This is a genomic window from Rheinheimera mesophila (assembly GCF_000986865.1).
Classification (GTDB): Bacteria; Pseudomonadota; Gammaproteobacteria; order Enterobacterales; family Alteromonadaceae; genus Pararheinheimera; species Pararheinheimera mesophila.
The window spans coordinates 88,587-111,441 of sequence record NZ_LAVS01000003.1 but is presented as its reverse complement, the minus strand read 5'-3'; the positions used below and the strand labels follow the sequence as shown (position 1 = coordinate 111,441).

The window sequence follows — 22,855 nt, the reverse complement described above, 5'->3', positions numbered from 1 at the left end:
TCGCTGTTAACTAAAGATGGGGGGAATGTTGCGGCGCAATTTTATCCGCTTTTGCCCTTTGCCACAATCAGTTTTTCGCTTTTGTGTTACATTAACCACAAAGTAAGCCCCAAAGTAATTGGAGTTGCAGCGCGACGACAAGTACTCGAGACCCCAGGAGCATAGTTAACCTATGTGACTGGGGCGAGAGAACGCAGTCAACAAAGCTGCGGCTTCAAGTACGAAGGGGGTTGAGGAATCCTTTATGTCGCAAGCTGATATTTACACTGTCTCCCGCTTAAACTCTGAAGTTCGCCTGACTCTGGAGCTGCAATTTCGCCAGCTTTGGTTAGTAGGTGAAGTCTCCAATTTTATCGCCGCCTCTTCCGGTCACTGGTACTTTTCACTCAAAGATCAGGCCGCTCAGGTCAAAGTGGCAATGTTTAAACAAAGCAACAGATACGCCAGCCTGCAGCCAAAAAATGGTCAGCAAGTTCTGATCCGCGCCCGTATCAGTGTGTATGAACCCCGGGGTGAATATCAGTTACTGGCTGATATGCTAGAACCTGCTGGTGATGGTTTACTGAAGCAGCAGTATGAACAAATCAAAGCTACACTGGCTGCTGAAGGTTTATTCGCGCCAGAGCGCAAAAAGCCGCTGCCGAAAAAAGTACAAAAAGTTGGGGTGGTCACCTCCCCTACTGGTGCAGCCATCCGCGATATCATTACAGTACTGCAACGCCGCGCTCCGGCTTTGGAAGTGATTATTTATCCTTGTTTAGTGCAGGGCACTCAGGCGCCGGCGCAAATTTACCATGCCATCCAAAAAGCTATATCCCGCAATGAAGTGGATGTGTTGCTGATTGGCCGGGGGGGTGGTTCGCTGGAAGATTTGTGGTGTTTTAACGACGAACAGGTGGCACGTTTAATAGCCCATTGCCCTATTCCAACCGTCAGTGCTGTAGGTCATGAAATTGACTTTACCATAGCTGATTTTGTGGCCGATGTGCGCGCAGCCACACCTTCTGCCGCCGCTGAGCTGGTATCACCGGATCAGCAACAACAACTGCAGTTGGTGCAAGCTGCAGAGCAGCGCTTGCAACGCTCCATGCAAAGTTATTTACGGCAGCAGCAACCCCGTTTAACCGCCTTAGTGCATCGTTTAACCCTGCTCGACCCGGCCCGGGGTTTACAGCAACAACAGCAGTATCTGGATGAACTGCAAATGAGGCTACAAACTGCATTACTACGGCGTATCGATAAAGCGGCGCAGCAACAGCAGTTTTTACAACATCGCCTGCAACAATTAACTCCGCTGGTGCGGATTAAACAGCAACAACAAAAGCTGAGTCAGCACCAGCATCAGTTGCATCAGTCGATGCAACACTTACTGAAACAAAAGCAGCAGCAATGGTTATTGCAAAGCAGCCGTTTGCATACCGTCAGTCCCCTCGCCACGTTAGAGCGTGGCTACAGCATCAGCTTTGACGCAGAGCAGCAAGTCATTACTGACGCTTCATCACTTGTGATAGGCCAACAGATAAAAACCCGGTTGGCGAAGGGGCATTTTATCGCCCGTGTCGAACAGGTTTCTCCGGGTACCGATGCAAACCACTGAGATCAGGCAAGTCGCCGCAGAGTTAGTGCAACTGCTCGGACCCACAGACTGGGCCATAGGCGGCAGTTTTTTACTACAAAGTTATGGCATAGAAGCCCAGGCCAGGGATTTGGATCTCGTTTGCACACTGGAACGCTTTGAGCAGTTTAAAACCCTGCTGGGTAGGTATGCTCAGCTTCTGCCTGTCTCTCTTCATCCTATTTATCGCAGCCAGGGCTTTGCCCGTTTTGACAAAAACGGCCTTGTGATCGAACTGATGGCCGGCATACAAGTGCTCAAAGACCAGGGTTTACAAGCCTTTGAGTTTCAGCCTGAAAAAACCAGTTGGCAACAGGATTTACCGCTGATGCAGTTGTCCGACTGGCTGGAGTTGTATCAGTTGTTTGAACGACCCAAGCGGGTGGCGCAATTGCAACGATATTTGAATGAAATGCCCCACACTATTAAAGACGAATAGATAAAAACTTTCGTTCAAGCCGAAATACAAGTTGTAACTGTTCTGTAGATCATTTTATGTTTTGATAGTAGCTGTATTTTTGTAAGTTAACGCGCAAACAGAAGGCACATATCAATGGAAGTAAAAGTATTTATAGCCACTAGCCTGGACGGCTTTATCGCTAAAAAAGATGGTGACATCAATTGGTTAACCTCTGCCACTGACTCCACAGACGATCATGGCTACGGTGCTTTTATGGCTGGCATTGATGTGATGTTAATGGGGCGCATCACCTTTGAAAAAGTGCTGAGTTTTGGTATCGACTGGCCTTATCCGGTGAAAACCGTGGTACTCAGTCATCAACTACGCTCTGCTGATTTACCGCCTGAACTGCAAGATAAAGTCGACATCCGTCAGGGCGCTATGGTTGATATTATTCATCAGTTGAAGCAGCAAGGTTACAAAGCAGTTTACCTGGATGGCGGCAACATTATTCAACAAGGCCTGCGCCATCAGTTGGTCGACGAACTGACACTCACCCGAATTCCGGTGTTGATTGGCGAAGGCATAACGCTATTTGGCGCTTTACCTGCCGATCTCAAATTACAGCATCTGGAAACCCGGGTCTATCAGAGTGGATTTGTGCAGAGCAGGTATAGTTGCAGATAAGCTGGAGCTGAAATAAATCCTGCGCATATGGCAAAACCTGTCCCCAGCATTTAGTGGCTATTTGCTACATTTTTACTTTAAAGCTTTAGCCTTTGGCGAGATACTTTAAAGTAAAAAATATTGCAATTAAGAACTTAGCTAATCAGCGCTAAAAGACTGTCATTAATCGCCTGACACCAGGAGTGTGTATAAGACCCGCTCGTATAATTTGTTTTGAATGCGAAGAACAAATGCAAGAACCCAACAGAGACTGGCAGTTATCATACTAACCGCAACCATCTCCGACATACACAACCCACAAACAACAAGGCCAGCTTGCGCTGGCCCTGAGAATCACAACTTACTTCTTATTCACCAGATTCGCCCTGGCTTTTAGGATACGGTCGCGTTTGTACTGCTGATTTGGTGTCAGCGTATTACGTCGGGTCGCGAAGGGGTTTTCACCTTCACGGAACTCAATCCGCACTGGTGTGCCCATCATCTGCAGCGACTTACGGTAATAGTTCATCAGATAACGCTTGTACGAATCTGGCAGATCTTCTACCTGATTACCGTGGATCACGATAATAGGCGGATTGTAACCACCGGCGTGAGCGTATTTCAGCTTCACCCGACGGCCTTTCACCATAGGTGGTTGGTGATCTTCCACGGCCATTTTCATTATGCGGGTTAAAAGCGCTGTGCTGACACGACGGGTAGCCGAATCGAAGGCTTCTTCGACCGATTCAAATAAGTTACCGACACCTGAGCCGTGCAAAGCCGAGATAAAATGCAAGCGGGCAAAGTCAATAAAACCTAAACGTCTGTCGAGTTCACGTTTTACATCATCTTTAATGCGATCGTCCAAACCATCCCACTTGTTCACCGCAATCACCAAAGAGCGACCAGAATTGAGCACAAAACCCAAAATACTTAAGTCCTGGTCGGAAATCCCCAGACGGGCGTCCAGCACTAAAATCACCACGTTAGCGTCTTCAATCGCCTGCAGAGTTTTAATGACAGAGAACTTTTCGACCATATCGTCAATTTTGCCACGGCGACGCACACCGGCGGTATCAATCAGCGTATACTCGCGCTCACCGCGGGTCATAGGGATATAAATCGAATCCCGAGTGGTGCCCGGCATATCGAATACTACCACCCGCTCTTCGCCTAAAATACGGTTGGTTAAGGTGGATTTACCTACGTTTGGACGACCGACTATAGCCAGCTTGATATGCTGGTCCTTGGCCTGAGTAATGTCCTCTTCGCTTTCCTCTTCTTCAAACTCGTCCGGTAATTCTTCGCCACTTTCAATAGCGGCAATACGTTGTTGTTGCTGTTCAGACAACAAAGGTAACAACGCATGTTGCAGCAAAGACACTACGCCACGGCCATGTACGGCAGCTATTGGATACACTTCACCCAGCGCCAGACTGTAGAAATCGGCTGTAGCTGTGTCTGCGTCTAAACCATCGGTTTTATTAGCAACCAGGAACACTTTTTTATTAATACGGCGTAAGTGCTGGGCAATCGCATCATCAGCCACCATGGCACCAGCCCGGGCGTCGACCATAAAGAGCACGACATCGGCTTCGTCTATGGCTTTGAGTGACTGCTCCGCCATTTCTACTTCAATGCCTTGCTCATTGCCGTCTATACCACCGGTATCGACCACAATAAATTCGTAACCTTCGTATTTGACTGAACCGTATTTGCGGTCACGCGTCAGGCCCGGGTAATCCGCCACTAAGGCGTCACGGGTGCGGGTTAAGCGGTTAAATAATGTTGATTTTCCAACGTTGGCTCTGCCAACCAAAGCCACAACAGGTAACATGGTTTTACCTCAAATAAAATTACTATGTATCCTTGTGGATACCGCAGGCCAACTGGCCTTCTTACTCTGCCATGCCGGGCTTTTGACAGCCTGACACTGGCCACAATCACTACAGGCTATGAAACGACAAGGCCGGAGACGATATTTTATCGGCTCCGACCTCGTCCTTTTCCATACCAGGCAGGGTTAAGGCAAGCGTATTAAACTTAGCTCACCATCCCGGGTTTGGATCACTAATTCGTCGGCTGTGCTGACACCCTGCACATAAAAACCAGAGCCGTAAGTCTCTTGGGCAACAAACTCACCGGTGTTTTTATCCAACCAGAATAAGTTACCTTCTACATCGCCCACAGCCAGATAATCCTTATACACCGCGGGTCCGGTCAGGAAATGTTTGTGCAAGCCAAGTTGAGCCCACTGTTCTAAGCCATTACGACGGTCTATGGCGAAGATTTTACCAACACTGTCCACCAGGTAGATGGTATTGCCTTCAATCACCATATCGCGGAAGCTGGCGTACTCCCGTTTCCAGATCACCCGGCCTGTGCGCAGTTCCAGCGCCACCAGCTCACCGTTAAAGGCAATAGCGTAAATAGTTCCATCCACCACTATAGGTGTTGCATCCACATCGACCATACGGGATAAGTCAGTGGCACCTTTAGGCACTGCGATGGCAGCATCCCAGGCCAACACACCTTTGTCCGCTATCAGTACTGAAACCTTGCCGGCACCACTACCAAAAATAACCCCCCCATTGGCCACCACGGGCTCACTGGTCCCCCGTAAACTGAGTAATGCACTTTCCTGTTCATGCATCCAACGCTGTTCGCCAGTGTCAGGGTGCAGGGCAAACATGTAGCCGGCTGACGTATTTACCAGCACATAACCGTCACCTGCTGCAGGGCTGGCAATGACTTCGCCTTTGACTTTCACCCGCCAGACCAGCTCACCGGTTTCGGGGTTAAGCGCTACGACATCGCCGTTTTCAGTGCCGACAAACACTTTGTCATAACCGGCACTGACACCACCGGAAACCCGGGCTGTTTCCGAATTCCAGAACTTCAGGCCATCGAGGAAACTACCAGTACCGTCGTCGCGCACATCAAAGGTCCATAGACGATCGCCGGACTCTTTGTCAAAAGCCATGACTAAACCAGCGCGGCTGGCCGCAAAGACTTTATCTTTGTAAATCAATGGCCGTAGCGCTGAATCATAATGTTCAACGCCATCCCCTACGGAGGCACTCCAAATTTCTTCGGGTTCAATTTTGTTGTTAATTTCCGGATAAACCAATTCCTCTTTCGAAGAACAGGCCGCCAAAGTCGTCAACAACACCAGCATGAAGCCGATACGGGACTTGAATAACTTCACTCTTACACCTTAAGCAGCAGTTACGTGCGCCAGTTCGTCTAATTTTATTTTCAGAAGTGGATTCTGAGCATCTTTTGTGGCAGTGACAGCGGCCTGATAAGCCGTTTTCGCTTTTGCCGGCTCGCCGGAATTCAACAGTACATCGCCCAGTAATTCCTGCTGTTGTGCCTTAAACGCTTCAGGTACAGCTAAGGCAAGGGTTGCTATAGCCGCTGGATAATCTTTCTGCTCATTTTGTACCCGGGCTAAACGCAACTGCGCCAGCGCCTTAATTTCCGGCTGTTTGGCGGTGGTCAGCACCCAGTTCAGTTGCTTGGCTGCGGTTGCATAATCTTCTTTTGCTACCGCTTCTTTGGCTGCAACAAAAGCCGCCAGCAGTGCGTAAGAGGAGTCGCTGTTTTCGTCAACAAAAGCCTGAAACTGTGCTAACAACTCTGGGTTATCTGCGGCTTTTTGTTGCTGCTCCAGTAACTTAGTGTAGGCACTTGATGCAGCCATAGTAGTTTCGAGCTGCTGGTCCTGAAAATAACGCCAGCCATACAAGCCGCCTAAACCTAAAACAACCCCGGCGATAATAGCGGTGCCGTTTTCTTTCCAAAAGCGCTTAATAGCTTCGACTTGTTGTTCTTCGCTGTTGTAAATTTCCATCTTCGATCCCTTTAAACCAGCTGCTTCAGAGCGCTGCTTAATTCAGTCAATTTAATATTTTGTTGGGTTTTTTCTGCTCTGAGCCATTTCAGCGTAATTTCGCCTGCGGCCAGTTCAGTTTCACCTAGCAGCAGACCAAGACTGGCACCAGACTTGTCCGCCTTTTTCAGTTGTTTCTTTAAATTGCCACCACCTGCATGGGTCATTAAACGCAGGTCCGGTAAATCATTGCGCAGGCCTTCGGCAATAGAAACCGCCGCAAGTTCCGCACTCTCACCCAAGGCCATCAGATAAATATCAGTTTGGCTCTGCTCTTGTGGCAATAAATCTAAGGTTTGCAGCAATAATACCAGCCGCTCCATACCTAAGGCAAAACCAACTGCAGGCGTGGCTTTGCCGCCCAGTTGCTCGACTAAACCATCGTAACGGCCACCGGCGCAGACAGTGCCTTGTGAACCCAAACTACTAGTGACCCATTCGAATACAGTTTTGTTGTAATAATCCAGGCCGCGCACTAAACGCGGATTTATCACAAACTCAACGCCTGCGGCTTTTAACCGCTTTTGTAAGCCATCAAAGTCGGCTTTGGATTCATCATCTAAATAATCCAGCAACTGTGGCGCTTTGCCCAGCATCTCCTGCATAGCCGGATTTTTGCTATCCAGTACCCGCAGCGGATTGCTGTACATGCGGCGTAAGCTGTCTTCATCCAGCAGTTCTTTATGCTGTTCTAAATAAGCGACCAAAGCGGCACGGTAATCCGCACGCGCCTGATTCGAACCTAAAGAGTTCAGCTCTAGCGTGACATGAGACGACAAACCTAAACTTTTCCATAAACGGGCACTGAGTAGAATGACTTCGGCGTCAATGTCTGGGCCTGCCATACCAAAAGCTTCTAAACCAAACTGGTGAAACTGGCGATAACGGCCTTTTTGCGGACGTTCATGGCGGAACATTGGCCCCATATACCACAGGCGTTGCTCCTGGTTATACAGCAAGCCATTCTGATTGGCGGCACGCACGCACACTGCTGTGCCTTCAGGCCTTAAGGTCAGGCTGTCACCGTTACGATCGGCAAAGGTGTACATTTCTTTTTCAACGATGTCAGTCACTTCGCCGATAGAGCGCTTAAACAGCTCCGTCATTTCCACTATAGGAAAACGAATTTCTTCATAACCATAGTTGCGTACTGTTTTACGTAAAATCTGTTCCACATACTGCCATGCCGGAGTTTCGGCCGGCAAACAGTCGTTCATGCCACGAATGGCCTGGATATCTTTTGACACGGGTTTTATCTCTTTGTCCAAAGCGGATCATGCAGCAATGCCGCTTAATCCAACTGTTTAATTTCAATCAGGCGTTTTTGCTCTTCCAGATACAGCCGTACCTGGGCTTCTAATTGTTCTGCGACGTTGTTGTTATCGATGCGTAGTTTTTGCCGCTGGCCTTTGAGGTAGAAACCACTCATCCGGTTGGCTCCTGCTACGCCCAAATCGGAGATCAAGGCCTCCCCAGGCCCATTCACTACGCAACCTATCACCGAGACCGTCATAGGGTCGACCACGTCTTCCAGCCGTTGCTCCAACTCATTCATGGTTTTGATCACATCAAATTCCTGGCGGGAGCAGCTTGGACAGGCAATAAAGTTAATACCACGGGAGCGAATACGCAGTGATTTTAAAATATCAAAACCCACTTTCACTTCTTCAACCGGATCAGCCGCCAAAGAGATGCGCAGGGTATCGCCTATGCCCTCAGACAACAGAATACCCAGACCTATTGCAGATTTAACAGCACCGGCACGGGCGCCCCCAGCTTCTGTAATACCTAAATGCAGAGGCTGTTTGATTTGTTTCGCCAGCAAACGGTAAGCACCCACGGCTAAAAACACATCGGATGCTTTGACACTGACTTTAAACTGGTCGAAGTTCAGTCTGTCCAGGATTTCAACATGACGCATCGCCGATTCCACCAAAGCTTCTGGTGTAGGTTCGCCATACTTTTCCTGTAAATCGGCTTCCAGCGAACCACCGTTGACGCCAATACGGATCGGAATATTTTTATCACGCGCCGCTTCGACCACAGAACGGATACGATCTTCCCGGCCTATATTGCCTGGGTTAATCCGCAGACAATCAACGCCGTATTCCGCTACTTTCAGCGCGATACGGTAATCAAAATGAATATCGGCCACCAGTGGAATAGGCGATTGCTGTTTAATCAGCTTAAAGGCTTCAGCCGCTTCCATGGTTGGCACAGACACCCGCACTAAATCAGCGCCTGCTTTGGCAATGGCCTGAATTTGCGCCACTGTGGCGGCTACATCTGTGGTTTTGGTATTGGTCATCGACTGCACTGCAATAGGCGCATCACCGCCTATCAGCACATTGCCCACTTTAATTTGCGTGGACTGGCGTCTTTTAATAGGATTTTCTGCGTAACTCATCAGTTTTGTCCGAGGGTTAACCGGGCGACCCGACCTGTTGGATAGCCTGACAGGTCGATGGCTTCGCCATTAAAGCTAAGAGTGGCGGCGGCTGCGTTACCTAATAACACTTTGATTGGCGCAACACCGCGTAAATTCAGTTGTTCACCCGCCTGACGACTGCCAAACACCAAACGCTTACCTGTCGCATCTACTATATCGACCCAACATTCAGCAGTTAAAGACAGGCTAATAGCAGCCGTCGCTGTTGCATCAACTTCAGTACTGGTTTGGTTTTCGGCAGCGGCGGTAGCAGGCTGCTGACTGGCTGTCTCAGCGTTGACCACAGCAGCGCCCTGCGCTGGCAAAGGCTCTGGCGATTGTCCTTGGCCTTGAACTGGTGTTGTTGCCGCTGGCAACGAAGGTTGCTGCGTTAGGGGCTGTGTTGAGGTCTGCGTTGGGGTCTGATTGTCCACAACAGCTACAGTCTCTGCGCCTGCAGTCGTAGTGCTGGTCGAATTCGTAGCGTTCTGAGTTTCTGGCTCAGTCCCCTGAGTTTGGTCAGCTTGCGTTACAGCAGAGATCACAGTCGGCGCATCTGTGGTTAACGCGTTTTGTGCAGGGGCAGTGTCTGCCTCAGTCTGCTCCAACTGAGTGACAGGTATAGTCTGTTGTGTCGACGCTGTTGACTGGTATGAGGGGGATTCAACAGACGTGCTGTCTTCACTGACCTGCATAGTTTCGTCTGTTTGCGCCATAGGCAAAGCAGAACCTGAGGCTGAACCGCCATAGCGGCTTTGCCAGAAGCCCAGGACCAGCAACACCACAAAAACCGCAATCACAAAATAGGTCACCCACATAAAGCGATTTTCTGTCGCTTCTTTGGCGGTACGCTTGGAGAAACTGCGGGTCAGGCTGGGCACCTGATGCAAGCCTTTCGAGTTACTGCTGTAGATGTCCAGTATGTGCTGAGCTGGTATTTTCAATAATTTGGCGTAGGAGCGCAAATAGCCCCGCACAAAAGTAGAAGACAACTTGGCATCCACCTGATCCTGTTCAATATCCTCGATCAGGCTTCTGCTTAAATTCAGTTGCTGTGCCACTTGGGCTACGGTCAGATTTTGTTGCTCTCTGGCCTGGCGTAGGGTTTGTCCTGCGCTCAATACTGTTACTGCGCTACCAGGCTGCGTTAATTCAGTCGTCATAATTCCAATTGTGCCGGATCTTTTAAGTAGATAAATTGCCCAGCCCTTATCGGGCTTTGCTCAGTTAAGTTGTTCCATTGCAGCAGGCTGGTTAGTTTCACCCTGTAACGCATCGAAATCCGAAATAAGGTATCGCCATACTGGATTTGATAACGTTCTGGTACTTCAATTTGTGGTTCGATCTGCCGGGGTGCTTGTTGTCCAATCCAAAGGATCTGCCCCCTGACTATAGGCTGATTATCACGCAAAGAGTTCCAGCTGATTATATCGCTAATAGTAACACTGTAACGCTCTGCTATGCCATACAAGGTTTCATCTTGTTGTACTTCATGTTGCTGAACCAGAGTTTCAGCCTGACTTTGTGTCTCTGTCGTCCGTTCAGCAGGCACAATCTCTGGTTGTATTGCCACAACTGCGGGTGGCTTTTTCCGGGTGATTTTGATTTTAGGCTGAACTACCCCAGTTTTGCGTTGTTCAGCCGGCTGTTGCAGTAACTGCTGTTTATAGTCTTGTCTGAGTTTACTGAATTCGGACTCGTTCAATTTGCCCTGACTAAACAACAAGCTTTCCTGACTCTGCGGATAAGTGGTCAGCAGTAATTGCTCTGCCGTTTGCATCCTGCTGTAGTCCTGTTGCTCCTGCGCGATCTGATAGCTCAATAACACAGAACGGGGCGAAATTTGCGACGCGTTTTGCATTCTGTCGAGCAGCACCTGGGCTGCTGATAAATCCGTCATCGCATAATGGACAGAAGCTAAATTAAACAAAGCGCTGGGCCTGCTGGCGTTGTGTTTAATGGATAAGTCGAGATAGGACTTGGCTTGAATAAAGTCTTTTTGCTCCAAGCGGCACAAAGCAATATTTTCGTAGCTATCAGCAGCACGGATATAACCAGGGCGGCTGATTGCCTGCAGCAGTAACTGTTCGGCTTGCTGATACTTACCACGCTGGCATAAAAAAGCACCGTAGTTGTTGTAGGAGTCAGCGTTATCAGGCTCGAGATCTATAGCTTTTTGGTAGGATTTTTCAGCAGCGTCATATTCGGCCACCTGCTGATAATAATAGGCCATGGCGTTATGCACTTCGGCCAACTCTGGCGCTAAGCTTTTGGCTTTCTCCAGATTAAACTTGGCCTGAGCATTATCGCCCCTTTGCAGGTAATTAATACCTAAAGCGATGCGGGTACGGGCCGCTTCTTTTTCATCCGTCTTAGGGCGAACCTGGCGGTCACTGCCGACAACAGTAGTCTCAGTGACACAAGCTGCCAATTGTAAACTGAACATAACACAAGCGAACAGCCTGAGTTTTTTCATAGCTATACCAGTGCAATGGAGTGTTACACCATTTTTACTGAAATCTCCTGACCTTTCATCTGTTTTTTTGCTAAACGTTTGGTACGGTCAATCACATCCCCGACCAACTGACCACAAGCAGCGTCAATATCATCACCACGGGTCTTACGCACCATCACCGTATAACCATGTTCCTGCAGCACTTTATTAAAGCGATCGATACGGGAATTGCTGGAGCGTTTGTACGGAGAACCCGGGTATGGGTTAAAAGGGATCAGGTTCACTTTGGACGGCGTGCCTTTCAGCGCCTGTGCCAGTTCATGGGCTTGTTCCATGCTGTCGTTCACGCCATCGAGCATCACATATTCGACTGTGACTTTGTCGTTTGCCCGGGAATCTGTGACATAACGTTTCGCTGCAGCGAGGAATTCTTCCATAGGGTATTTTTTATTCACTGGCACCAGTTCATCACGCAGCGCATTGTTTGGTGCATGCAGAGAAATAGCCAAAGCCACGTCGATACGCTCTTTGAGCATATCTAAAGCCGGCACTACACCTGAAGTACTTAAAGTAACGCGGCGTTTGGATAAACCAAAACCAAAGTCTTCCAGCATCAGCTCCATGGCAGGTACTACGTTATTCAGGTTCAGCAAAGGCTCGCCCATGCCCATCATCACTACGTTGGTCACTGGTTTTTCACCGGTATCACCGTAGCTGCCGATGATTTGCGCCACACGCCAGACCTGACCAATGATTTCAGACACTTTCAGATTGCGGTTAAAGCCCTGCTGAGCTGTGGAGCAAAAGGTACATTCTAAAGCGCAACCTACTTGTGAGGAGACACATAAAGTACGACGGTCTTTTTCCGGGATCCAGACAGTTTCCACTTCCTGACCACCAGACAAGCCCATCACAAACTTGATAGTGCCATCGGCGCTGTCCTGTCGTGTCACCACTTCTGGTGCTGCAATCACAGCTTTTTCTTTTAATTTGTCACGCAACTTCTTGTTGATGTTGGTCATTTTGTCAAAGTCGTCGATGCAGAAATGGTAAATCCATTTCATCACCTGATCGGCTCTGAAGCCTGCTTCACCAATAGAGACAAAAAACTCCTTCATCTGGGCGCGGGTCAGATCAAGCAGATTGACTTTGTTTTCTGTTTGGCTCATTTGGGCTTTCCTCACAACAATAACTTAATAAAAATAGGACAGTTTAAATAGATAGAAAGGGAGCTGTGCTCCCTTTTATCGAATCGTCCATGTAACTCATTCTAAACCTAAGTAATTGGAGTTGCAGCTGCGCTGCCTCTTCAAGAACGACGGTTTAAATAAATTAACGAGTACGTGAACACAACTCAGCTTCAGTGAAGAAGTAAGCAATTTCACGGGCAGCAGAAGCAGCGGCGTCTGAACCGTGCACAGCGTTTTCGTCAATGCTGGCCGCATAGTCAGCACGTAAAGTACCGGCAGCAGCGTCTTTCGGGTTAGTTGCACCCATGATTTCACGGTTTTTACGTACAGCGTCTTCGCCTTCTAATACCTGAACCATCACAGGGCCAGACGTCATGAAAGAAACTAAAGCGTTGAAGAATGGACGCTCTTTGTGCTCCGCATAGAAGCCTTCAGCCTGTTCACGGCTTAAGTGCAACATTTTGGCAGCAACAATGCGTAAACCTGCAGTTTCAAAACGGTGGTAGATAGCACCGATATGGTTTTTCGCTACTGCATCTGGTTTTACGATTGAAAAAGTACGTTCTAAAGCCATGACAGACTCCTGTAATCAAAAGGGTGAATAAATTTAAGGCCGCGAATTATACGCTAAGGAAAATAAAAAACCTATTTTTTCTAAATGGTGCGAATAAAGCTTTTGTGTTGTGATCTGAACCTGCGTTGTAGTGATAAAAAAAGCAGCCTGAAGCTGCTTCTTTTGTAGCAACAGAGCAGTATTAATGGCCTTCGCTGACCATATTGACAGTGTACTTAGGAATCTCGACCACTAAGTCTTCATCGGCAATACGGGCCTGACAACCTAAGCGTGAATCCGGCTCTAAGCCCCAGGCTTTATCCAGCATATCGTCTTCCAGCTCATCGCTTGGGTTCAGCGAGCGGAAACCTTCCCGTACTATGACGTGACAGGTGGTGCAGGCACAGGATTTTTCGCAGGCATGCTCAATCGAAATGCCTGAACGCAGTGCCACATCCAGCACGGTTTCGCCTGTTTTGGCTTCAACTGCCGCACCTTCAGGGCATAATTCGGCATGGGGTAAAAAGATGATTTGTGGCATATCAGACCTCGTCGACCTTATGACCCTGCAATGCGCTGCGGATGGAAATATCCATACGGCGTGCTGCAAACTCATCCGTTATATGATTGGTATGTTCAATAGCCGCTTTAATAGCGGCCGTGTTGTCGCCTTGTTTCACTGTGGCCAGCTCAGCCAAGGCTTGTTCTACATTTAACTTTTCTTCTGCGGTTAAAAGTGCAGCATCCGCTTTTAACGCTGCAGTCACCGCTTCCAGCACACGCTCAGCTTCGACTTGTTGCTCTTTTAACAAACGCAGTTGCATATCCTGTTTGGCGTAGAGCATAGAGCTTTTGATCATGGTCGCGACCTGATCATCAGTTAAACCGTAAGAAGGTTTGACCTGAATACTGGCGCTGACCCCAGTGGATTTCTCCTGCGCTGTGACACTCAATAAACCGTCGGCATCGACCTGAAAGGTCACCCGAATATGAGCGCCACCCGCAGCCATAGCCGGGATATTAGTCAGGTTAAAACGTGCTAAAGAACGACAAGCATCGACAAGTTCACGTTCGCCTTGCAGCACGTGAATCGCCATAGCAGTCTGGCCATCTTTAAAGGTAGTAAATTCCTGAGCACGGGCCACCGGAATAACGGTATTGCGTGGAATGATTTTTTCCACTAAGCCACCCATGGTCTCCAAGCCTAAAGACAGCGGGATCACATCGAGCAGCAAGGTATCGTGGTCCGATTTATTGCCGACCAGTACATTGGCCTGAATAGCAGCGCCTATAGCTACGACTTTGTCAGGGTCGATCGAGGTTAAAGGCTCGGTGTTGAAAAACTCTGCCACAGCACTTCGTACCAATGGTACCCGGGTAGAACCGCCGACCATCACCACCTGCTGAATTTCTTCAATGTCTAAACCTGCATCCCGCAGCACTTGTTTACAGGCACGAATCGTCTTGCGCACTAAGGGCTGGATTAATGCATCAAAATCAGCACGGCTGATCTGGCCTTTAAATTCACCGGAGGCGAGTGGCAACACAAAATCAAGCTGTTCTGTGGCGCTTAAGTTTTCTTTGATTTGGCGGGCTGTCACCAGATACTGGCGCAACTCGGAATGCGACAGTGTGTTTTGGCCCGTTTGCTGTTGCAACCAACTGACTAGGGCGTGATCAAAATCATCTCCACCTAAAGCCGAGTCGCCACCTGTGGCTAAGACTTCAAACACACCCCGCTTTAAACGCAGAATAGAGATATCAAAAGTACCACCACCTAAATCATAAACCGCAACCACCCCTTCCTGACCTGAATCCAGGCCATAAGCTAAGGCCGCTGCTGTAGGTTCGTTTAATAAACGCAATACATTCAGACCCGCCAGTTTCGCTGCATCTTTGGTCGCCTGGCGTTGTGAGTCGTCAAAATAAGCAGGCACGGTAATGACCACACCGGTCAGCTCGCCGCCTAAGGTTTGACTGGCGGTATCGGCTAGGGTCGCCAGAATTTCTGCTGACACTTCGACCGGGTTTTTAATACCCTGAATGGTATTAATCGCCACTAAACCGGATTGATCGACAAGCTCATAAGGGATCTGTTCGGCATCGGCACTGATTTCAGCAAAACCACGGCCCATCAGGCGTTTCACTGACACTATGGTGTTGTGAGGGTCCAACACAGCATCCGCTGCAGCGGCATGACCAACAATAACGCTGTCTTTGGTGTAGCGCACCACAGAAGGCACCATATCCTGGCCTGCTGTATTAAACAGCGTTTTGGCTTCGCCACTGCGAACAGTAGCAACCAGCGAATTGGTGGTGCCCAGATCAATACCTGCGGCTAACTTGTGCTGATGTGGAGCCGCGCTTTGACCGGGCTCTGCAATTTGTAATAACGCCATGCTGCTCTTTAGTCTTGTGTTTGTTGTTCCAAAAGCTCCAACTCTTGCTGCAGCTTAAAGAAAAATTTGAGTTTGCGGATTATATCAGCCGCCTGATGATCATGCTCAGGTGTGTTGGCATCCAGTGCCGATTGCAATTGTCGTAATAGAGCTTTTTTCTGTTGCTGAATTTGCTGGTCGGCTTCATCTATTAAAGCGTCTGGATCCGCCGCATCACTGATCTCAGCCAGTAATTCGCGTAATTCCATTTGCTGCATTAAAAACGCAGGTTCCATAAAGCTGCGCTGCTCGTTACTGATTTTTAAACCCCGTAACGCCAACAAATGTTCCGCACGCAATAACGGCTGCTTTAAGCTGTGATACGCATCATTGATATTGGCGGCTTGTTGCACCGCCATCAGCTTGTCACGCTCAGAGCCTGCGGCATATTTATCCGGGTGGAACTGGCGTTGCAGTTCCAGATAACGGGTGCCTAATTCAGTCAAATCCAGCTCGAACTGAGCTGGCAGATGAAAAAGCTGAAAGTAATTCATCGGCGCCCTTCGTTAAACGGTGAAGCTTTCGCCACAACCACATTCGCCATTGACGTTGGGGTTGTTAAACTGAAACCCTTCGTTTAAACCTTCTTTGACAAAATCCAGCTCAGTACCATCGATGTACACCAGGCTTTTACCATCGACGATCAATTTCAAATCATCCTGTTCAAATACCTGATCATCATCATTTAACTCGTCAACAAACTCCAGCACATAAGCCAGCCCGGAGCAGCCGGTGGTTTTCACACCGACACGCAAACCCAGGCCTTTGCCTCTGTTGGCCAGAAAATTTCTGACGCGATCGGCTGCCGCTGGTGTCATTGAAATCGCCATAACTTAATTCCCGTGACGTTGTTTGTAATCGGCAATGGCTGCTTTGATTGCATCTTCCGCCAAAATAGAGCAGTGAATTTTAACCGGGGGTAAAGCCAGTTCCTGCGCTATATCGGTGTTTTTGATTAAGGCCGCTTCGTCGATGCTTTTGCCTTTGACCCATTCAGTTACTAATGAGCTGGATGCAATAGCGCTGCCACAGCCATAGGTTTTGAACTTGGCATCTTCAATAATGCCCTGGTCGTTAATTTTTAACTGTAACTTCATTACATCACCACAAGCAGGTGCACCCACCATACCTGTTGCGACGCTTGGGTCGTCTTTGGCGAATGAACCTACGTTGCGTGGGTTTTCGTAATGGTCTATGACTTTGTTGCTGTACGCCATGGCTTATGCCCTCTAATCCAGATAATTACTAGTGTGCAACCCAGGCTACACTGCCTAAATCCACGCCGTCTTTGTACATTTCCCACAGAGGTGACATGTCGCGTAATTTACCAATGGCGTCATGCACTATCTTAATGGTGTGATCAATTTGTTCTTCCGTGGTGTAACGGCCGATACTGAACCGGATAGAACTATGTGCCAACTCGTCGGTTAAACCTAATGCACGTAACACGTACGAAGGTTCCAGACTGGCTGAAGTACAGGCCGAACCTGAAGATACGGCGATGTCTTTTAACGCCATAATCAAAGATTCACCTTCGACATAGTTAAAGCTGACGTTGGTAATGCCAGGTACACGTTGCACCGCATCACCATTCAAAAACACCTGTTCTATGTCTTTAATACCGTCTAATAAACGGTCACGTAACACAGCAATACGTTCACGCTCAGCGTGCATCTCTTCTTTGGCAATACGGAAGGCTTCACCCATGGCGACAATTTGGTGGGTGGCTAAGGTACCTGAGCGCATACCGCGCTCATGACCACCACCGTGCGTCTGGGCTTCTAAACGAATACGTGGCTTACGGCGCACATACAAAGCTCCAATGCCTTTCGGGCCGTAGGTTTTGTGACCTGAGAACGACATCAGGTCTACTTTTAACGTCTCTAAGTCGATATCGACTTTACCAGTGGCCTGAGCCGCATCGACATGGAAAATAATGCCTTTGCTGCGGCACAGCTCGCCAATAGCAGCGATATCCTGAATCACACCAATTTCGTTGTTCACGAACATAATGCTGATCACAGTGGTATCAGGACGGATGGCGGCTTCTAATTTATTCAGGTCCACTAAACCATTGGCTTCCACATCCAGATAAGTCACTTCAAAACCTTCACGCTCTAAAGAACGCATGGTATCCAATACCGCTTTGTGTTCGGTTTTAGCCGTGATCAGGTGTTTACCTTTTTTATGGTAAAACTGTGCCGCCCCTTTAATAGCTAAGTTGTTGGATTCAGTCGCACCTGAAGTGAATACAATTTCACGCGGGTCGGCGTTGACTAATTCGGCAATTTGCGCACGGGCAATTTCTACCGCTTCTTCTGCCTGCCAGCCGAATTTGTGCGAACGTGACGCCGGATTACCAAAAGAACCATCCATAGTCAAAAATTGCATCATCTTTTCGGCCACCCGCGGATCAACCGGGGTTGTGGCTGCATAGTCTAAATAAATAGGTAGCTTCATTTTCTGCTCCGGCTTTTGCCTACAACTGGCAACTGACTTCGATTTCAGTTGCTGGATTTTTTAACACACGGCCATCTTGCCGTTTCGCCACTTTTTTCACTTCATTCTGGCGAACCAGTTCACCTAAGGTGATACCGGTGAGGAAGTCTTCGATGCGTTCGCTTAAATCGCTCCACAAGCTGTGGGTTAAACATTTAGCGCCGCTTTGGCAATCAGATTTACCCTGACAACGTGTGGCATCTACGGATTCATCCACTGCGCTGATCACCGCAGAGACCGATATTTGCATCGGGTCTAATCCCAACTGATAACCACCACCGGGACCACGCACGCTGCTGACCAGACCTTGTTTGCGTAAACGGGCAAAGAGCTGCTCAAGATAAGACAGGGATATACCCTGCCGCTCAGAGATATCCGCCAGTGATACCGGGCCAGACTCTGCATGTAACGCAACATCCAGCATAGCGGTCACAGCGTAACGGCCTTTTGAAGTTAAACGCATAACGGACTCCCTGAAACGAATGGCGCAAATTGTACATTCTTGACTGTTTTAGTCAAGTATTAATCCTACCAATTTAGTCAGGTATTATCCGTTTAGGTTCAACTCTTTTTCCGATGAAAAACTCTGCAGCAGGTTAAATAGTCGGGTCAAAAGCCTCGACAGCTTTTTTGCGCTGCTCCGCCGCTTCGCGCTCCGCCTGGATGAAGGCTTCATCTTCGATAGCGATTTCCGGCACTATGTCACAGACATTGCCACCGAGCTTGTTGACGCTCTGGCACAGCTCCGTCACTTTATTGTCTAAAAAGTGCATATGGTCCAGCATGCGCCCCATTGCATTGGCGACTGGATCCGGGTTGTCGCTGGACACTGCATAGGCATCAAAGCCAAACTTCTTTGCCATTTGCTGCCGTTGTTCTGTCAGAGCCATATCCTGTTTGGCCACAATACGCCCCGGAATACCGACCACTGTCGCACCGGGAGGCACATCTTTGACCACCACAGCATTGGAGCCAATACGGGCGGACTCACCGACATACAAAGGCCCTAATACTTTGGCGCCAGCCCCTATCACCACGCCGTTACCTAAGGTGGGGTGGCGTTTACCCGGACTCCAACTGGTGCCACCTAAGGTCACACCGTGATACAAAGTGACGTCGTCGCCAATTTCAGCCGTTTCACCTATCACTACACCCATGCCATGGTCGATAAAAAAACGACGGCCAATTTTAGCGCCCGGATGAATTTCAACCCCGGTCAGCCAACGGGCTATAGTACTTAAAAAACGCGCCAGCCATTTCCAGTTGGCTTGCCACAAGCGATGGTTCATCCGATGCCACCAGATGGCGTGCAAGCCAGGATAGTTCGTCAGTACTTCAAACGCACTGCGCGCCGCCGGGTCCCGCTCGAACACACTTTTAATGTCTTCTTTGATACCTGCAAACATGGTCTAGATCCTATGACTTGGTGGTGCGTTGAATCGAGGCCAGAATACCCCGCAAGATATTCAGTTCCTGATCATCGGGTCTTGAACGGGCAAACAGCCGGCGCAATCTGGTCATCACAATGCCTGGGTGCTGCTTGATAATAAAACCTGTATCGCTCAGGGTTTGTTCCAGGTGGACATAAAACTTCTCCATCTGGTCGATGTCCGGATAAAGAGTTAAATCGGCTTCAGGCGTTTTATCCTGCTGCGCTAAAAAGGCGACCCGTACTTCGTAAGCAATAATTTGCACGGCCATCGCCAAATTCAAGGAGCTGTATTCAGGATTGGCCGGAATACAGACGTGAAAGTTGCACATTTGTAACTCTTCGTTAGTCAAGCCGTTGTTTTCACGCCCGAATACCAAAGCCACAGGTTTTTGGCTGGCCTCCAGTACGGCTTTTTCACCACATTCACGCGGCTCCAGCATAGGCCAGGACAAGGTACGGGAACGGGCACTGGTGCCAACCACTAAACCACAATCGGATATGGCCTGCTCCAGAGTCTCCACCACCTGAGCATTGGCCAGAATATCACTGGCACCTGCCGACAATGCATAAGCCTGACCGTCCGGTAATTCTTTCGGAGATACCAGCACCAGCTTGCTTAAGCCCATAGTTTTCATGGCGCGGGCAACCGAACCTATATTTCCGGTATGAGAAGTACCTACTAACACAATACGGATCTGATCTAACATGCCCACTCCAGCCTAATACACTGTTTCAATTCTGAAGCTATCTTCAGCCCAACAGCACGCTTACCAATTCAAGGGGCAGCATTTTATCACAGCATAAAATTTTTGTTGATTGAAATTTAGCAGTCCAGCCATCCAAAAATCGATAAGCAGACCCGTCGTCCCACAAATATCGCCGCTGGTGATTTCTCACTGCAAAAGCCTTTGTGCTTTGTTACACTAGCGCAGGTTTTTAACTCAGAAGGATCGTGTTATGAAGGCGTTATCGCAATTCGTTTTAGTATCCAGTTTAGTGCTCACTCAGTTTTCTTTTGCCCATGCTGATACCACAGCATTACAGCAGGCGGTACAAAATCCTGCCCGCACAGAAGCCAATAAAGCGCGTGATCAGTACAGACATCCGGTTGAAACCTTGGCTTTTTTTGGGGTGACACCACAAAGTACTGTGGTTGAAATCTCCCCAGGCGCTGGTTGGTATACTGAAATTCTGGCGCCGTTACTGGCCAAAGAAGGTAAATACTATGCGGCACATTTTCCGGCCAACAGCACCTCAGACTATGCCAAACGCAATTTAGCCGCTTTTAAACAAAAACTGGCGTCCGATCCTGTTTATAGTCAGGTCGTAGTCACCGAATTCTCTCCATTGCCTAACCAGCAAGTGGCACCAGCGAATAGCGCTGATGTAGTACTGACCTTCCGTAATCTGCATAACTGGTATATGCAAAAAGGTGAACAAGGCATGATTGATGCGTTTAGTTCTTTTTATGCCGCGTTAAAGCCAGGTGGCGTATTAGGTGTGGTTGAGCACCGTTTACCTGAAGCGAAAAAAACAGCGGACTGGTTAAAGTCGGGTTATTTCCCCCAAAGTCTGGCCATTGAACTGGCGCAAAAAGCTGGTTTTGTTTTAGAGGCCAGCAGCGAAATCAACGCCAATCCTAAAGATACAGCCGATCACCCGGGTGGTGTCTGGACTTTACCTCCGACTTTGTCGCAAAAAGAGCAGGATAAAGACAAGTATCTGGCCATAGGTGAAAGTGACCGCATGACGCTGAAATTCCGCAAACCAGCAGCCAACTAGGCTGCTGTTTGTTTTAGTGACACTGATGTTGAGTATTTGATTGACCTTGTTTGAATAAAATTTCTGGACTGATTAGGGCGAAACTGACGATGAAAGTATTAGTAATAGGTGGTGGTGGTCGTGAACATGCGCTGGCATGGAAAGCTGCACAATCGGCTCATGTGACACAAGTCTTTGTCGCTCCGGGTAATGCAGGTACTGCACTGGAAGCCAATCTGACCAATGTGGCTATTGCCGCAGACGATGTGCCAGCCCTGACTGCTTTTGCCAAAAGTGAAGGCATAGCTTTGACTATAGTGGGCCCCGAAGCCCCACTGGCCAAAGGTGTGGTGGATACTTTCCGTCAGCACGGCCTGGCTATTTTTGGTCCGACTCAGGCTTCAGCTCAACTTGAGAGCTCGAAAGCTTTTGCCAAAGACTTTTTAGCCCGTCATAACATTCCAACTGCGTCTTACGCCAACTTTACTGACATTGAACCGGCCAAAGCTTACGTTCAGGCCAACGGCACTCCAATTGTGATTAAAGCCGATGGTTTAGCCGCAGGCAAAGGCGTAATTATCGCTCAGACCGAAGCTGAAGCTTTTGCTGCGATAGAGGATATGCTCGCAGGCAATAAGTTTGGCTCTGCTGGCAGCCGTGTGGTGATTGAAGAGTTTTTAACAGGCGAAGAAGCCTCCTTTATCGTAATGGTCGATGGCACTCACGCTTTAGCTTTTGCCTCCTCTCAGGATCACAAAGCCCGCGATGATGGTGATAAAGGCCCAAACACTGGGGGTATGGGCGCTTATTCTCCGGCACCAGTAGTAACCCCTGCAGTGCATGAGTGGGTGATGCAGAACGTGATTTACCCTACAGTCAATGGGATGGCGTCTGAGGGCCATATCTACACTGGTTTTCTCTACGCAGGTTTGATGGTAGCACCGGATGGCACCTGCAAAGTGCTGGAGTTTAACTGCCGTTTTGGTGACCCTGAAACTCAGCCTATTATGATGCGTTTACAGTCCGACTTGGTCGAGCTGTGTCAAGCCGCTGTGGAAGGCAAATTAGCTCAGCAAGAGATTAAATTCGACAGCCGCGCTGCTGTCGGCGTAGTGCTGGCGGCTGGAGGTTATCCGGATGAGTACCGTAAAGGGGATGTGATTTCAGGGTTACCGACAGAGGACAGCCGTGAAGCCAAAGTATTTCATGCGGGTACTGTGTTAAAAGACGGTCAGGTATTAACAGCTGGTGGCCGCGTACTCTGCGCTACGGCTTTAGGTGTGAATGTAACGGCTGCACAAAAAGCGGCCTATGAGCTGACCGATAAAATACAGTGGGATGGCGTATTTAGCCGTAGAGATATAGGGTATCGTGCAATCAAACGTGAAAACAGCTAACTACCCGCTGTACTTGAAGCTGCAATCTTGTTGATTGCAACATCAATTACTCAGGATATTGTTTTATCTTTAAGGCGCCGTTCGGCGCCTTTTTGCTATTCACAGCAATTTCATACGAAATTCAAC

23 protein-coding genes are annotated in these 22,855 nt (G+C 48.7%); 5 read left to right on the top strand and 18 right to left on the bottom strand.

Annotated elements, in window-relative coordinates; genetic code table 11:
* The first annotated feature begins 244 nt into the window (after positions 1-244).
* The 3 genes from xseA to SD53_RS02510 all read left to right on the top strand — a co-directional run bounded on the left by xseA (position 245) and on the right by SD53_RS02510 (position 2,702).
* Positions 245-1,597 carry an exodeoxyribonuclease VII large subunit gene (gene xseA, locus SD53_RS02520; protein ID WP_046518649.1) on the top strand — a complete coding sequence of 451 codons (1,353 nt, stop codon included), beginning with the start codon at positions 245-247 and terminating at the stop codon, positions 1,595-1,597.
* Positions 1,584-2,054 (top strand): hypothetical protein, encoded by a 471-nt coding sequence (locus SD53_RS02515; RefSeq protein WP_046518648.1) that lies wholly within the window; start codon positions 1,584-1,586, stop codon positions 2,052-2,054. The genes xseA and SD53_RS02515 overlap by 14 nt, the downstream gene beginning before the upstream one ends.
* Before the next feature lie 114 nt (positions 2,055-2,168).
* Complete coding sequence (locus SD53_RS02510) at positions 2,169-2,702, top strand: dihydrofolate reductase family protein (RefSeq protein ID WP_046518647.1); 534 nt, start codon at positions 2,169-2,171, stop codon at positions 2,700-2,702.
* Between the two features lie 340 nt (positions 2,703-3,042).
* Here SD53_RS02510 and der read toward each other — a convergent pair whose 3' ends face one another.
* The 18 genes from der to trmJ form a co-directional block, all read right to left on the bottom strand.
* Positions 3,043-4,518, bottom strand: a complete 1,476-nt coding sequence (der, locus tag SD53_RS02505; protein ID WP_046518646.1) for a ribosome biogenesis GTPase Der — start codon at positions 4,516-4,518, stop codon at positions 3,043-3,045.
* 186 nt (positions 4,519-4,704) lie between these two features.
* Positions 4,705-5,889: an outer membrane protein assembly factor BamB gene (gene bamB, locus SD53_RS02500; protein ID WP_241481741.1), complete on the bottom strand. Its 1,185-nt coding sequence runs from the start codon at positions 5,887-5,889 to the stop codon at positions 4,705-4,707.
* Between the two features lie 9 nt (positions 5,890-5,898).
* Positions 5,899-6,537: a YfgM family protein gene (locus SD53_RS02495; RefSeq protein WP_046518645.1), complete on the bottom strand. Its 639-nt coding sequence runs from the start codon at positions 6,535-6,537 to the stop codon at positions 5,899-5,901.
* 11 nt (positions 6,538-6,548) lie between these two features.
* On the bottom strand, positions 6,549-7,823 hold the full coding sequence (hisS, locus tag SD53_RS02490; RefSeq protein ID WP_046518644.1) for a histidine--tRNA ligase: 1,275 nt from the start codon (positions 7,821-7,823) through the stop codon (positions 6,549-6,551).
* Positions 7,824-7,867: 44 nt separating this feature from the next.
* Positions 7,868-8,983 (bottom strand): flavodoxin-dependent (E)-4-hydroxy-3-methylbut-2-enyl-diphosphate synthase, encoded by a 1,116-nt coding sequence (gene ispG, locus SD53_RS02485; RefSeq protein WP_046518643.1) that lies wholly within the window; start codon positions 8,981-8,983, stop codon positions 7,868-7,870.
* Positions 8,983-10,167: a RodZ domain-containing protein gene (locus SD53_RS02480; protein WP_046518642.1), complete on the bottom strand. Its 1,185-nt coding sequence runs from the start codon at positions 10,165-10,167 to the stop codon at positions 8,983-8,985. The genes ispG and SD53_RS02480 overlap by 1 nt, the downstream gene beginning before the upstream one ends.
* Positions 10,164-11,480, bottom strand: a complete 1,317-nt coding sequence (gene pilW, locus SD53_RS02475) for a type IV pilus biogenesis/stability protein PilW (protein WP_052749221.1) — start codon at positions 11,478-11,480, stop codon at positions 10,164-10,166. Before pilW ends, SD53_RS02480 begins: the two co-directional genes overlap by 4 nt.
* Before the next feature lie 23 nt (positions 11,481-11,503).
* Positions 11,504-12,628, bottom strand: a complete 1,125-nt coding sequence (rlmN, locus tag SD53_RS02470) for a dual-specificity RNA methyltransferase RlmN (RefSeq protein WP_046518641.1) — start codon at positions 12,626-12,628, stop codon at positions 11,504-11,506.
* A gap of 163 nt (positions 12,629-12,791) precedes the next feature.
* The gene (gene ndk, locus SD53_RS02465) at positions 12,792-13,223 is read right to left on the bottom strand and encodes a nucleoside-diphosphate kinase (RefSeq protein WP_046518640.1); all 432 of its coding nucleotides are present in this window, start codon (positions 13,221-13,223) and stop codon (positions 12,792-12,794) included.
* 181 nt (positions 13,224-13,404) lie between these two features.
* Positions 13,405-13,743 (bottom strand): ISC system 2Fe-2S type ferredoxin, encoded by a 339-nt coding sequence (fdx, locus tag SD53_RS02460; RefSeq protein WP_046518639.1) that lies wholly within the window; start codon positions 13,741-13,743, stop codon positions 13,405-13,407.
* Position 13,744: 1 nt separating this feature from the next.
* Positions 13,745-15,601, bottom strand: a complete 1,857-nt coding sequence (gene hscA, locus SD53_RS02455; RefSeq protein ID WP_046518638.1) for a Fe-S protein assembly chaperone HscA — start codon at positions 15,599-15,601, stop codon at positions 13,745-13,747.
* A gap of 8 nt (positions 15,602-15,609) precedes the next feature.
* Entirely contained in the window at positions 15,610-16,134 is a 525-nt protein-coding gene (gene hscB / locus SD53_RS02450; RefSeq protein ID WP_046518637.1) for a co-chaperone HscB, read from the bottom strand.
* Positions 16,135-16,146: 12 nt separating this feature from the next.
* Positions 16,147-16,470: an iron-sulfur cluster assembly protein IscA gene (gene iscA, locus SD53_RS02445; protein WP_046518636.1), complete on the bottom strand. Its 324-nt coding sequence runs from the start codon at positions 16,468-16,470 to the stop codon at positions 16,147-16,149.
* A 3-nt stretch (positions 16,471-16,473) separates the two neighbouring features.
* Positions 16,474-16,857, bottom strand: coding sequence for a Fe-S cluster assembly scaffold IscU (gene iscU, locus SD53_RS02440; RefSeq protein ID WP_046518635.1), 384 nt, complete (start codon positions 16,855-16,857; stop codon positions 16,474-16,476).
* Positions 16,858-16,885: 28 nt separating this feature from the next.
* Positions 16,886-18,100: an IscS subfamily cysteine desulfurase gene (locus tag SD53_RS02435; protein WP_046518634.1), complete on the bottom strand. Its 1,215-nt coding sequence runs from the start codon at positions 18,098-18,100 to the stop codon at positions 16,886-16,888.
* 19 nt (positions 18,101-18,119) lie between these two features.
* A complete protein-coding gene (iscR, locus tag SD53_RS02430) occupies positions 18,120-18,602 on the bottom strand; it encodes a Fe-S cluster assembly transcriptional regulator IscR (protein ID WP_046518633.1) in 483 nt (160 codons plus the stop codon).
* 133 nt (positions 18,603-18,735) lie between these two features.
* A complete protein-coding gene (gene cysE, locus SD53_RS02425) occupies positions 18,736-19,545 on the bottom strand; it encodes a serine O-acetyltransferase (protein WP_046518632.1) in 810 nt (269 codons plus the stop codon).
* Between the two features lie 10 nt (positions 19,546-19,555).
* The gene (gene trmJ, locus SD53_RS02420) at positions 19,556-20,278 is read right to left on the bottom strand and encodes a tRNA (cytosine(32)/uridine(32)-2'-O)-methyltransferase TrmJ (protein WP_046518631.1); all 723 of its coding nucleotides are present in this window, start codon (positions 20,276-20,278) and stop codon (positions 19,556-19,558) included.
* A gap of 250 nt (positions 20,279-20,528) precedes the next feature.
* Here trmJ and SD53_RS02415 point away from each other — a divergent pair, with 250 nt between their 5' ends.
* Positions 20,529-21,353, top strand: coding sequence for a class I SAM-dependent methyltransferase (locus tag SD53_RS02415; protein WP_046518630.1), 825 nt, complete (start codon positions 20,529-20,531; stop codon positions 21,351-21,353).
* A gap of 89 nt (positions 21,354-21,442) precedes the next feature.
* Entirely contained in the window at positions 21,443-22,729 is a 1,287-nt protein-coding gene (purD, locus tag SD53_RS02410; RefSeq protein WP_046518629.1) for a phosphoribosylamine--glycine ligase, read from the top strand.
* The last annotated feature ends 126 nt before the right edge of the window (positions 22,730-22,855 follow it).

What these genes read in the sequence shown, in the direction of transcription:
- iscU (WP_046518635.1), bottom strand. Translation starts at nt 16,857, where the DNA reads ATGGCGTACAGCAACAAAGTCATAGACCATTACGAAAACCCACGCAAC.
- der (WP_046518646.1), bottom strand. Translation starts at nt 4,518, where the DNA reads ATGTTACCTGTTGTGGCTTTGGTTGGCAGAGCCAACGTTGGAAAATCA.
- SD53_RS02495 (WP_046518645.1), bottom strand. Translation starts at nt 6,537, where the DNA reads ATGGAAATTTACAACAGCGAAGAACAACAAGTCGAAGCTATTAAGCGC.
- ispG (WP_046518643.1), bottom strand. Translation starts at nt 8,983, where the DNA reads ATGAGTTACGCAGAAAATCCTATTAAAAGACGCCAGTCCACGCAAATT.
- rlmN (WP_046518641.1), bottom strand. Translation starts at nt 12,628, where the DNA reads ATGAGCCAAACAGAAAACAAAGTCAATCTGCTTGATCTGACCCGCGCC.
- SD53_RS02415 (WP_046518630.1), top strand. Translation starts at nt 20,529, where the DNA reads ATGAAGGCGTTATCGCAATTCGTTTTAGTATCCAGTTTAGTGCTCACT.
- trmJ (WP_046518631.1), bottom strand. Translation starts at nt 20,278, where the DNA reads ATGTTAGATCAGATCCGTATTGTGTTAGTAGGTACTTCTCATACCGGA.
- hscA (WP_046518638.1), bottom strand. Translation starts at nt 15,601, where the DNA reads ATGGCGTTATTACAAATTGCAGAGCCCGGTCAAAGCGCGGCTCCACAT.
- cysE (WP_046518632.1), bottom strand. Translation starts at nt 19,545, where the DNA reads ATGTTTGCAGGTATCAAAGAAGACATTAAAAGTGTGTTCGAGCGGGAC.
- pilW (WP_052749221.1), bottom strand. Translation starts at nt 11,480, where the DNA reads ATGAAAAAACTCAGGCTGTTCGCTTGTGTTATGTTCAGTTTACAATTG.
- xseA (WP_046518649.1), top strand. Translation starts at nt 245, where the DNA reads ATGTCGCAAGCTGATATTTACACTGTCTCCCGCTTAAACTCTGAAGTT.
- SD53_RS02435 (WP_046518634.1), bottom strand. Translation starts at nt 18,100, where the DNA reads ATGAAGCTACCTATTTATTTAGACTATGCAGCCACAACCCCGGTTGAT.
- purD (WP_046518629.1), top strand. Translation starts at nt 21,443, where the DNA reads ATGAAAGTATTAGTAATAGGTGGTGGTGGTCGTGAACATGCGCTGGCA.
- ndk (WP_046518640.1), bottom strand. Translation starts at nt 13,223, where the DNA reads ATGGCTTTAGAACGTACTTTTTCAATCGTAAAACCAGATGCAGTAGCG.
- SD53_RS02480 (WP_046518642.1), bottom strand. Translation starts at nt 10,167, where the DNA reads ATGACGACTGAATTAACGCAGCCTGGTAGCGCAGTAACAGTATTGAGC.
- SD53_RS02515 (WP_046518648.1), top strand. Translation starts at nt 1,584, where the DNA reads ATGCAAACCACTGAGATCAGGCAAGTCGCCGCAGAGTTAGTGCAACTG.
- iscR (WP_046518633.1), bottom strand. Translation starts at nt 18,602, where the DNA reads ATGCGTTTAACTTCAAAAGGCCGTTACGCTGTGACCGCTATGCTGGAT.
- fdx (WP_046518639.1), bottom strand. Translation starts at nt 13,743, where the DNA reads ATGCCACAAATCATCTTTTTACCCCATGCCGAATTATGCCCTGAAGGT.
- iscA (WP_046518636.1), bottom strand. Translation starts at nt 16,470, where the DNA reads ATGGCGATTTCAATGACACCAGCGGCAGCCGATCGCGTCAGAAATTTT.
- hscB (WP_046518637.1), bottom strand. Translation starts at nt 16,134, where the DNA reads ATGAATTACTTTCAGCTTTTTCATCTGCCAGCTCAGTTCGAGCTGGAT.
- SD53_RS02510 (WP_046518647.1), top strand. Translation starts at nt 2,169, where the DNA reads ATGGAAGTAAAAGTATTTATAGCCACTAGCCTGGACGGCTTTATCGCT.